This is a genomic window from Streptomyces sp. NPDC107562, from assembly GCF_055657325.1.
Genome location: NZ_JBVKBE010000006.1, coordinates 91,070 through 102,131, shown reverse-complemented (window position 1 = coordinate 102,131; position 11,062 = coordinate 91,070). Strand labels below are relative to the sequence as shown.

At 73.7% G+C, this 11,062-nt stretch carries 9 protein-coding genes and 1 riboswitch; of the genes, 5 read left to right on the top strand and 4 right to left on the bottom strand.

The window, feature by feature from the left end; genetic code table 11:
* On the top strand, positions 1-210 hold the full coding sequence (locus ACZ7LV_RS18960; protein WP_399894323.1) for an MbtH family protein: 210 nt from the start codon (positions 1-3) through the stop codon (positions 208-210).
* Positions 211-270: 60 nt separating this feature from the next.
* Here the strand turns inward: ACZ7LV_RS18960 and ACZ7LV_RS18955 are convergent, their stop codons facing one another.
* The 4 genes from ACZ7LV_RS18955 to ACZ7LV_RS18940 all read right to left on the bottom strand — a co-directional run bounded on the left by ACZ7LV_RS18955 (position 271) and on the right by ACZ7LV_RS18940 (position 5,575).
* Complete coding sequence (locus tag ACZ7LV_RS18955) at positions 271-1,338, bottom strand: iron-siderophore ABC transporter substrate-binding protein (protein ID WP_471940620.1); 1,068 nt, start codon at positions 1,336-1,338, stop codon at positions 271-273.
* Between the two features lie 69 nt (positions 1,339-1,407).
* On the bottom strand, positions 1,408-3,198 hold the full coding sequence (locus ACZ7LV_RS18950; RefSeq protein ID WP_471940618.1) for an ABC transporter ATP-binding protein: 1,791 nt from the start codon (positions 3,196-3,198) through the stop codon (positions 1,408-1,410).
* Positions 3,195-4,904: an ABC transporter transmembrane domain-containing protein gene (locus tag ACZ7LV_RS18945; protein WP_471940617.1), complete on the bottom strand. Its 1,710-nt coding sequence runs from the start codon at positions 4,902-4,904 to the stop codon at positions 3,195-3,197. Before ACZ7LV_RS18945 ends, ACZ7LV_RS18950 begins: the two co-directional genes overlap by 4 nt.
* Before the next feature lie 62 nt (positions 4,905-4,966).
* Positions 4,967-5,575, bottom strand: a complete 609-nt coding sequence (locus tag ACZ7LV_RS18940; protein ID WP_471940616.1) for a hypothetical protein — start codon at positions 5,573-5,575, stop codon at positions 4,967-4,969.
* 89 nt (positions 5,576-5,664) lie between these two features.
* Here ACZ7LV_RS18940 and ACZ7LV_RS18935 point away from each other — a divergent pair, with 89 nt between their 5' ends.
* From ACZ7LV_RS18935 to ACZ7LV_RS18920, 4 genes are all read left to right on the top strand, one after another.
* A complete protein-coding gene (locus tag ACZ7LV_RS18935; protein WP_471940614.1) occupies positions 5,665-7,233 on the top strand; it encodes an amidohydrolase in 1,569 nt (522 codons plus the stop codon).
* 614 nt (positions 7,234-7,847) lie between these two features.
* A complete protein-coding gene (locus tag ACZ7LV_RS18930) occupies positions 7,848-8,687 on the top strand; it encodes a DMT family protein (protein ID WP_471940613.1) in 840 nt (279 codons plus the stop codon).
* Between the two features lie 150 nt (positions 8,688-8,837).
* Entirely contained in the window at positions 8,838-10,283 is a 1,446-nt protein-coding gene (locus ACZ7LV_RS18925) for a Gfo/Idh/MocA family protein (protein ID WP_471940612.1), read from the top strand.
* A 120-nt stretch (positions 10,284-10,403) separates the two neighbouring features.
* Positions 10,404-10,598: riboswitch (cobalamin riboswitch) on the top strand.
* A 45-nt stretch (positions 10,599-10,643) separates the two neighbouring features.
* Positions 10,644-11,042 (top strand): (2Fe-2S) ferredoxin domain-containing protein, encoded by a 399-nt coding sequence (locus ACZ7LV_RS18920; RefSeq protein WP_471940610.1) that lies wholly within the window; start codon positions 10,644-10,646, stop codon positions 11,040-11,042.
* The last annotated feature ends 20 nt before the right edge of the window (positions 11,043-11,062 follow it).

Sequence of the window (11,062 nt, the reverse complement as noted above, 5' to 3'; positions counted from 1 at the left end):
ATGAGCAATCCGTTCGAGGACCCCGAGGGTGTCTTCCTGGTGCTGGTCAACGACGAGAACCAGCACAGCCTCTGGCCGGACTTCGTCGACGTGCCGGCCGGCTGGCGGGTGGTGCACGGTCCCGCCGACCGGCAGTCCTGCCTGGACCACGTCGAGACCCACTGGACGGACATGAGGCCGCGCAGCCTGGCCGAGGCCATGGACAGCTGAACACGACTGTGGGGCGGTCCCCGGGGACCGCCCCACAGTCATGCCCACAGCCGCGCCGGTTCAGGACGCGGGCTGTTCCACCTTCGTGGCGGTCTTGCCGTCGACGGCCGCCGCCAGCTGCGGGACCAGCCGCTCGACCACGTACCGCAGGCCCAGAACGGTGCCCATGGACAACGCGTTGCCGTAGTCGCTGGTCTCGCTCACGTAGACCTCGCGACCCTCCTTGACCACGTTCAGGTCCTTGTAGGACGCGTCCTTGTGCAGTTTGCCGGCGTCCTTGGTCACGTCCGTGACCTGCCACACGAGGGCGTCCTGGTCGAGCAGGTCGGTGCGCTCCTTGCTGATGTTCGCGCCGAACTGGTCACCGATCACCTTGTCCAGGTCCGGCGGCAGGGTGAAGCCGAGGTCGGTGAGGAGGTGCGAGCGCGGGTCCTGGCTGCCGAAGACGAACATGCCCTCGTACGGCGTGGCCATCACGGCCGTGCGGCCCTTGAACTCGGGGTGCTCCTCGACGGCCGCCGCGATCTGCGCCTCGGTCTCCTCGACCGCCTCGGCGGCCTCCTCCGGCTTGCCGAGCGCCTTGCCGATCGTCTCGGTCTGCTCCTGCCACGGCACGCCGTAGTCGTTGTACTTCTTCGGCTGGGCGACCACGGGCGCGAACTTGGACAGCGACTCGTACTGCTCCTTGGTGAGCCCGCCGTAGACCGCGAGGATCAGGTCCGGCTTGAGCGCGGCGATCTTCTCCACCTGCGGGCCGGTGCCGGTGTCCTTGAGGACGGTCGGCACCTCGGCGCCGCCGAGCCTGTCCTCGGCCCACGGGCCGACGGCGCCCTTGTAACCGCCGAGCCACTCGGTGGTGCCGACCGGCACCTTGCCGAGCGCCAGGACGGCGTCCTGGTCGGTGAGGCCGACGGTGACGATCCGCTGGGGCTCGGACTTGATCGTCGTACTGCCGTACTTGTGCGCGACGGAGACCGGGAAGGCGGACTCGCCGGAGGCGCCTTCCTGAGCCTTCGCACCCGTGTCGTCGGATCCCGAGTCGTCACCGCCACAGGCGGTGGCGGTCAGGAGCAGGAGGGCGGAGGTGAGCGCGGCGGCGAGCCGTGGTGCTCTGCGGGAGCGGAACATCGCTGGTCCTTCGTTGTTCGGGTTCCTGTGGAGCCGGGCGGTGCGGGGGGTTACGGGGTGTGCGTGGGGTCAGGTGCCGGTGTCGCGGGTGTCCGACCACGCCTTCCAGATGGCGGCGTAGCGCCCCTCGGCGGCGCGGAGTTCGTCGTGCGTGCCGGACTCGACGATCCGCCCCGCGTCCATGACGACGACACGGTCGGCGGCCGCCGCCTGGCTGAGACGGTGGGCCACGATCAGCGCGGTGCGGCCGTCGACCGCCTGCGCGACCGCCTTCTCCAGGGCACGCGCCCCGGCGCTGCCCGCCTCGGCGGTGGCCTCGTCGAGGATGACCAGGGGCGGATCGGCCAGGATCAGCCGGGCGAGCGCGAGGGCCTGCGTCTGCGCGCCGCTGAGCCGGTGGCCGCCGTCACCGACCACGGTCGCGAGACCGTCGGGCAGCGCCTCGGCCCAGCCGAGGGCGTCCACCCGGTCGAGCGCGGCGCGCAGTTCGCCGTCGGTGGCGTCGGGCTTCGCGAGGCGCAGGTCGTCGGTGAGGGGGCCCGCGAAGACATGGGTCTCCTGGGTGATCAGGGCGACCGTGCGGGTGGCCGCCGCGCCGAGCTCGGTCGGAGGCACACCGCCGATGAGGACGGTGCCCGCGGTGGGCGGCTGGATGCCCGCGACGAGCCGGGCCAGCGTGGTCTTGCCGGCGCCGCTCGCACCGACCAGCGCCACCCGCTCACCGTGCCGGACCGTCAGGTCGACGTCGTGCAGGACGGGATGCCCCGGCCGGTACGCGTGGCGCAGACCCCGCACGGTGACGTCGACGCCGCCCGCACGCACGGAAGCGGTGCCCTCCGGTGGCGTGGGCTGGTCGGTGACCCCGACGAGGCGCGACAGGCTCGCTGTCGCCGACTGGGCGTCGTCGAGCAGGACGAGCGCGGCGTTGACCGGGGTGAACAGGCTGTGGAAGTACAGTGCGGCGGCCGTCGCCGTGCCGATGGAGGCCGAACCGTCGCGGACCAGCCAGTAGCCGGTGAACAGCACGGCGGCGAGCCCGGCGTACTCCGCCACGTGCAGCCGGCTGTAGAAGCCCAGCACGAGCTGGACCCCGCGCATCGTCAGCGCCACCACCGACCAGGACCGCTCCGTGACCCGCTCCGTGTGCTCCCGCTCCAGCCGGAACGCGCGCACGGTGGAGCTGCCGGCGAGGGTGTCGAGCAGCTGCTGCTGCTGTGCGCTCGCGGCCCTGCGCTGTTCGGCGTAGAGCGGGACGGCGCGGGAGACGTACCAGCGGGCGGTGGCCGCCTGCACCGGCACCGCGATGAGGGCGGCCAGCAGGAAACGCCAGTCGAGCAGCGCCAGGGCGCCCAGGGTCAGGACGATGGTCAGCAGCGAACGGGCCAGTTCCGGCAGGGCGTTGCGGACGGCCTCGGCGATGAGGGAGACGTCGGCGGTGACCCGTGCGGTCAGGTCACCGGCGCCGGCCCGTTCGACCCGCTCCAGGGGAAGCCCGAGCGCCCGCTCCACGAACCGCTCGCGCAGCCGGGCCAGGGTCGTCTCACCCAGCCGGGAGATCAGCGACAGGCCGAACCCGGCGGTCACGCCCTGCGCGACGGCCACCGCGAGCAGAAGCGCCGCGGTGGTGGTGAGGGCGTCCACGGAGCCGCGGCCTGCGGCCAGGTCGACGATCCGGCCCAGCAGCGGCTGCACGAGCAGCCCGACGGCGGTGGAGGCGACCATCACGGTGAACGCGGTAGCCGCCAGCCGGCGTTGCGGGCGCAGCAGTTCGGCGACGGCGGCCCAGGTCCGGGCCGGTGTGGCGACGGGCAGCAGGGCGGCGTTCGCAGGAGCCCCGGTCCCGCGGCGCGGTTCGGTCATGCGAGCACCGCCGTCCGGTAGGCGGCGCGCTCGTGCACGAGCCGGTCGTGGGCGCCTCTCGCGGTGATCCTGCCGTCCTCGATCAGCACGACCCGGTCGGTCACGGCGAGCAGCGCGGGGCTGTTGGTCACCAGGACGGTGGTGCGCTCGCCGCGGACCTCCCTGATCCCGGCGGCGATGCCCGCCTCCGTGACCGCGTCGACGGCCGTCGTGGGCTCGTGGAGCACGAGGACCGGCGCGTCGGCGGCCAGCGCCCGGGCGAGGGCCACCCGCTGCCGCTGCCCTCCGGAGAGGGAGTGGCCGCGCGCGGTGACGGCCGCCCCGGTGCCTTCGGGCAGGGCGCGTACGACCTCGTCGGTGCCCGACGCGGCGAGCGCGGCGGCGACGGGTGCGGCCTCGGCGGTGGTGAGCGCGGCCGTGACGTTGTCGAGGAGCGTGCCCTCGAAGAGGTCGGCGTCGTGTTCGGCGACGAGGATCGTGGCCCGCACGTGCGCGAGGCTCAGCGCGGGCAGGGCGATGCCGTCCAGTTCCACGGCACCGTCCGCCGGATCGGCGCGGCGGCCCAGACAGCCCAGCAGCGCCGTGGCGTCGGCCGGGTCGGTGGTGACCACGCCCACCGTCTCGCCGGGGGCGATGTCCATGTCCACCTCGTGCAGGGAACCGTAGGACAGGCCGCTCAGTCGCAGCCGGCCCGCGGTCCGTCCCGGTGGGGCGCCGTCCGGCGGCGGACCGGGCGACACCGCGCGGTCGGCGTCGAGCACCTCGGCGATCCGGGCGGCGGACGCCCGGCCCTGCGCGAGTTCCGCGTTGACCCAGGAGAACTCGGAGAGCGGGCCGATGAGGAAGAGCGCGAGCGCCACGGAGGAGACGAGCTCACCGAGACCGATGTCGCCGCGGGCGGTCAGCCGCCCGCCGACGAGCGCCACCAGCGCGAGGAAGGCTCCGGTGAGCATGGTGACGACACCGTTCTGCCAGGCCTCGGCTCGGGCCGCGCGCAGGGTGGCGGCCAACGACTCCTGGCTGGTGAGCCGGTAGCGGGCCACGGCCGCCGGTTCGGCGCCGATGCCCTTGAGCACCCGCAGCCCCGCCACCAGGTCCGCGGCCACGCCCGAGGCCCGCGCGGCGCGTTCCTGCTCGGTCTCGCTGCGCCGTTCCAGCGGCTTGCTCAGCAGGTGCACCAGCCACAGCAGCAGCGGCGCGCCCAGCAGGACGAGCAGGCCGAGCGGGAGGGAGATGCGCAGCAGGACGACCGCGCCGACCACCAGGCCGGTGGCGGCACCGACACCGACGACGAGGGCCATCGTGACGGCACCGACCCGCTTGGCGTCCTCGGTGGCGGTGTTGGCCAGTTCGCCCGGCAACCGGCCTTCCTCCGCGCCGCCCTCGGGGGCGAGGACGCGGCCGACCAGTCGGGTCCTGAGGCGGTGCGCGGCGGTCACGGCGGCGCGTTCCCCGGCCCGGGCGCCGAAGCGGAAGCTGTAGGAGAGCCCGACGTAGACGACGGCCAGGACACCGAGCCACAGCAGCAGGCCGCCCATGTCACCGGCCACGACGCCTCGTTCGACGGCCAGTCCGATGAGCACCGGCACCAGGGCCTCGCCGGTCTGGTGGCCCATGCCCAGTACCGCGCCGAGCAGGACGTCCCGGCGCTGACCACCCACCGCACCCCACAGGACACGCCGTCCCGGCAGGTCCGCTCTTCTCACGCATCCCTCCGGAAGGGGGTCACCGCGCTTGCACCGAGTGCACAAAACTTAGGTAAGGCTAATCAGATCTGACGCTCGCGGCTACCCCCTTGGTGATGCGCGGGAGCGTCGTCGAGGCGGACGAGCCGGTACCGGTGTTCGTAGGCCGAACCGCCGCGCCGCTCGGTCCGCTTGGACCGGGCGCGGCGGGCCGCGAGCACGAGCGCGTCGACCTTCGGGCGTTCCTTGCGCAGCCGGTAGAGGGCCGCGCGGGGCAGGCCGGCGAGCGCCGCCGCGGAGGCGTGCTGGGCGCCCGCGCGGATCGCCTGGAGCAGCACGAGCAGCGCGGCGGGGGTCGGCGGCCGTGCCGCGCCGCCGCCCTCGGGCGCGTGGGAGCGGGCCAGGGCGCGTGCGCCCGACATCGCCGCGGCGAACGCCGGGTTCCCGTCCTGCCAGTTCCGCAGCAGCCGTTCCGGCACTCCGGCGGCCGTGGCGCAGCCTGCCGGTCCGAAGCCGAGGGCCGCCGCCCGCACGGCCTCGGCCATCCGGGCCAGCGTCTCCTCGCGCAGGCTCGGACCGCGTCCGAGGGCGGCGAGCAGTTCGTCGTCGATACCTTGTTGCGCGTCGATACGCGCGAGCACACCATCGGCCCAGGCCGCCAACTCGCGGTCGGGGCCCAGTGGTTCCTCCACCGGTAACCCCCTTAGGTTAGCCTTACCTAAACACATGTACGGGCTGTGTGCCAGCAGTTTCGCCTGGGAGAACCGAAAAGGAGTCGTCCTTGCTCTCGTCGAGGATCACCAACGCCCGCGTCATCACGATGGATCCGCACCGCCCGGTCGCCCGCGAACTGGGCATCTGGCGCGGTCGCGTCGTCGGCCTCGACGAGGACGTGGCGGGGCTGCCGGCGCGGCGCACCCACGACCTCGGGGGCGCCGTGGTGCTGCCGGGCTTCATCGACAGCCATGTCCATCTCGCCTGGACCGGGTTGAAGGCGGCGGTCCCCGGCGTGGCGCCGAGCACCCGGGCCGACGACGTGCTCCGGGTCGTCGCCGACGCGGTCGCCCAGGCGCCGGCCGGGGCCTGGCTGGACTTCGGCGGCTACGACCAGCGCACCCTCGACCGCCCGTTGACGGCCGCCGACCTCGATGCCGTCAGCGCCGGCCGCAAGGTGTACCTGGGCCATCTCTCCGGTCACGCGTGCCTCGTCAACACGGCGATCCTCGACGGACTGCCCGCCGAGGCGGTCAGCCCTGACGGCTTCCTCGTCGAGGGCGCCATGGGAGCCGCCCTGCGCACCCGGCCGCCGCACTCCCTGGACGAACTCGCCGAGGCGATCGAGCGCGCGGCCCGCGTATGCCGCTCCGAAGGCGTGACCGCCTGCGCGGAAGCGGGTGTCGGAGCCCGGCTGTTCCGCCACAGCCCGGTGGAGGCGGCCGCCTACCAGCTCGCCCACGAGAGGGGCCGCCTGCCCGTACGCGTACAGCTCATGGTGGCCGCCGACGCCCTCGACGCCGTACGCGCCGCCCCCGAGGACGCCACGACCCACGCCCTCACCCTCGGTCTGCGCACCGGCTTCGGCGACGGCGCGCTCTCCCTGGGAGCCCTGAAGATCTTCACCGACGGCGGGATGATGGCCCGTACGGCGGCCCTGACGAGCCCCTACCTGGGGACCGACACCTCCGGGCAACTCCAGGCCTCGCCACAGGAGTTGGAGGAGACCGTCGTCGCAGGGCACCGCGCCGGCTGGCAGTTGGCGATCCACGCCATCGGGGACCGCGCGGTCGACGTCGCCCTGGACGCCCTGGAGCGGGCGCAGCGCCTGCTGCCGCGCCCCGAGGCACGCCACCGCATCGAGCACGCGGGCCTGGTCCGCCCGGACCAGCTGCCCCGGCTCGCGGCGCTCGGGGTCACCGTCGTCGTCCAGCCGAACTTCCTGCGCTACTACGGGGACGACTACGCCACGGTCATGGGGGAGGACAGGGCCGGCTGGCTCTACCGCGGCCGGGGCTTCCTCGACCATGGCGTCCGGGTGGCGGGAAGCTCGGACCGGCCGGTCGCCGACGGCGCGCCGCTGCGGGCCGTCCAGTTCATGGTCGAACGGGCCTCGGAGTCGGGCCGCGCCATCGGCCCCGAGGAGTCGCTCACCGTGGACGAGGCACTGCGGGCCTACACCGTGGACGCCGCCCACGCCTGCCACTGGGAGTCCGACGCGGGGAGCATCGCCCCGGGCAAGCGTGCCGACCTCGTCGTCCTCGGCGACGACCCGTACCGGGTGGAGTCCTCCCGGATCGCGGACATCGAGGTACTGGGAACGTTCCTGGAGGGCGAGACCGAGAACGCCTTCTGAGCGACGGGGCCCACCGCAGCCGCCGCACCTGGCGACGCCGGCGTCCACCACGGCGGCCCCCTCCCGTGCCGGGATCCGGGGCCGGATGCGACGGCGGTGGCGCGGCGCGGCTGCGGGTGCCGGAGCGTCTGCGGCGGCTCGCCCTTGCTGAGGTGTCGGTTTCCGCCACGACGGCCCGGTCCCGTGCCGGGGTCCGCCACGGCGGCCCGGCCCCGTCGTGCGGGGTCCGCTGCGGCAGCCTGGCGGCCGTGCCGTGGGTGTCGGAGCGTACTGCGGCGGCGCGCCCTTGCTGGGGGTGCCGGAGTGCGCCGCGGCAGGCACTCGGTGCGGTGCGGTGCGGGGTTCGGTGCGGGTCTGTTGCGGCGGCGCTGTCCTGCCGTAGTGCCGGGGATCGGCGTGGCGGTGCGGCACTCGCTGCGGTGGCTCGGCCGAGCCGTGCCGGGTCGTTGTAGCGGCCTGGCCTCGGTGTGGGTGCCGGGTCTGCCGAGGTGGCGTGGTCCCGGCGTGCAGGTGGCGCGGACGCGCCGTAGGTGTGGGGGCCGGACCCGGTGGGGGCGACACCACGGGGGGTTGCCCTCCGAGGTCACGCGCGCTCGGCGCATTAGCCTGCGGTCATGGGACTCGGGCTGCTGTTCGCGCTGTGCGCCGCCCTCTTCATGGGAACGGCGACCGTGTTCCAGGCGCTCGGTGCGCGCAGGGTGGCCGGTGGGGGCGCCGGCGCGGCCGTGCGGGCCACCTGGCAGTGGCCGTTCATCGTCGGGGTCGCCCTCGACACCCTGGGCTTCGGCGCCGAACTGGTCTCCCTTCGCTCGGTCCCGCTCTTCCTCGTCGAGGCGGCGGTCGCCGGGGCGCTGGCCGTGACGGCGATCGTCTCGGCGTTCGTGCTGCGGATCCGCCTGCGACGGGTGGAGTGGGCCGCGGTCGTCGCGGTGTGCGGCGGGCTCGCGGTGATGGCGATCGCGGCAGGCCGGGAGACCGGCGGGGACGGCGACATGAGGATGCGGCTCGCGATCCTGGTGGGCTCGGTGGGGCTGGCCCTGGTGAGCTGGGCGCTGACCCCGCGTCTGCGGAACGTGCGCCACCGCGCGGCCGTCCTCGGGGGCCTCGCCGGGATCAGCTTTGGCGTGACGGCGGTCGGGGCCCGGCTGATGCCGGAACTGTCGCTGCCCGGCCTGCTCGCCGACCCGTCGGTGTACGCCGTGGTCCTCTCCGGCATCACCGGCTATCTGCTCCTGATCGAAGCCCTCCAGTCCGGCTCGGTCACCTCCGCCACGGCGGCGATGGTCATCGGGGAGACCGTCTGGCCCGCCCTGTTCGGCATCGTCTGGCTGGGCGACACCACCCGCCACGGCCTCGCACCGCTGGCCGTCGCCGGTTTCGCCGCCTCCATCGCGGGCGCCCTCGCCCTGGCCCGCTTCGGCGAGGCGGAGCAGCAGGCCTCGCCGCAGGCCTGATCGGCTCCACCCTCACCCCCGTGACCGCTGGATGCTCATTTCTGCTCGCAACAGCCTCTCTTCGAGCACCTATTGACACTCCGTCGTCCGCTCGCCAAAGTCGTTCGGCAACAAGAGCTGTCGGCCACCCACAAGGGAGCGTTCAGCGTCATGCATGAAATCCCTGCTGTCTCACGCCGTACTCTCATGGGCGGGGCCCTGGCCTCCGGCGCCGTCGTCGCGGGGCTCGGCACCACGGCCGCCGCCGCGCCGGGCGCCGCCCCCGCCACTTCTGCCACCGACGCCCCTCCGGTGCGGCGGCACGGCCAGAAGTCGATGGTCAACGTCCCCTTCGACCCGTACCGCACGGTCCGCGTCGCCCTGATCGGCCTCGGCAACCGGGGCAACGGCATGGCCTCGGGATGGGCCGCCGTCCCCGGGTGCACGGTGACCGCCGTGTGCGACATCCGCCCCGAGCGCGCCCGACGAACCGCCGACAAACTGGTCGCCGAGGGACGGCCCCGCCCCGCCGAGTACGGCGGCTCCGCCGACGCCTACGCCCGCATGCTGCGCCGTGAGGACATCGACCTCGTCTACGTCGCCACCCCGTGGGAGTTCCACTACGAGCAGGGCCGCGCCGCCCTGCTGTCCGGCAGGCACGCCATCGTCGAACTGCCCGTCGCCACCGAACTGCGCGAGCTGTGGGACCTCGTCGACACCAGCGAGCGGACCCGGCGGCACCTGTTCCTGTCCGAGAACTGCAGCTACGGCCGCAACGAGCTGGCGATGCTCAAGATGGCCCACGACGGCCTCTTCGGCGACGTCACCAACGGCCACGGCGGCTATCTGCACGACCTGCGCGAGCTGCTCTTCTCCGACACGTACTACACCGACTCCTGGCGGCGGCTGTGGCACACCCGCAGCACCGCGTCCTTCTACGCCATGCACGGACTCGCCCCGATCGCCGCCGCGATGGACATCAACCGCGGCGACCGCTTCACGACGTTGCGCGCCACCGCCACCGAGCCCAAGGGCCTCGCCGACTACCGCGCCCGCTTCGTGCCGCGTTCCCACCCGAGCTGGAAGGAGACCTACATCAACGGTGACCTGGTCACCTGCCTGATCGACACCGCGCAGGGCCGGGTCGTCCGCGCTGAGCACGAGGTCAGCTCGCCGCGCCCGTACAGCCGTATCAACTCGCTGGCCGGCAGCCGCGGCATCTTCGAGGACTACGCCGGAGTCACCTCCGCCGGCGGCGGCCGCATCTACGTGGAGCCCGATCACAGCGGCCACACCTGGCGGTCGTTCGACGCGTACCTCAAGGAGTTCGACCACTGGCTCTGGCAGAAGATCGGTGACGACGCCGCCAACAACGGCGGGCACGGCGGCATGGACTACGTCCTGCAGTGGCGCACCGTCCAGCAGATGCGCGCCGGACTCGTCCCCGACATGGACGTGTACGACGCCGCCGCCTGGTGCTCCCCGGTGCCGCTCAGCGTCAAGTCCCTCGCGGCGGGCGGCCGTCCGGTCGCCGTCCCCGACTTCACGCGCGGTTCCTGGGTCAACCGCCGCGCGGGCCTCGACTCACGACCCAGCGAGATGCCGCCGGTCAGCTGACCCCGGCTCCCCCCAACAGCGCGCAACGCGCCGCCCGGTCGATGCGACGGGGCGGCGCGTTGCGCATGCCGCCCGCCGGTCGTGTGCACCACCTCACCCTGCCCGGCGCCGCCGCCGGCGTATGAGATGACTGGCCCGTCTGACATGATGTCCCGCGAAAAGGCGACGGCGGAACGAGGAAGCCGGTGTGAATCCGGCGCGGTCCCGCCACTGTGATCGGCGAGCGGATCCCGAACGAACCACTGCCCGGATGCGGGTGGGAAGGCCGGGACGAGCACTGACCCGAGAGCCAGGAGACTCACGCGGTCGCCTCCTCGACGTGACCGGGGCGGATTTCCCCGGGGAGGAGGGTATGTCGTGATGCCTGTCGAGACGTCACCGGACGGGTCGGTGCCGTGCCGGGTCGTCGTGTGCCGTGACTGCTGCTGCGGCAGCCCCAAGGTGACCGGGGTGGACCACGCGGCGCAGACCGCGCGGCTCGCCGAGGACGCCCCCGTCCTCGTCACCGACTGCCTCGACGTGTGCGACCAGGCGAACGTGGTCGTCGTGCGGCCCTCGTCCGAGGGGCGCGCCGCCGGTGGCCGGCCGGTCTGGTTCGGCCTGGTCAACGACCCGGCCGCGACGGAGGACGTCGCCGCCTGGGTGCGCGCGGGGGGCCCCGGCCTCGTGGCACTGCCGGACATCCTGGAGCTCCACGTCTTCACGCCGCCCGGGCCCGCCCGGTCCGGGGCGACGCCGGCTCCCGGCCCGGCGGCCTGACCGCCCGCGCCCACCCCTCA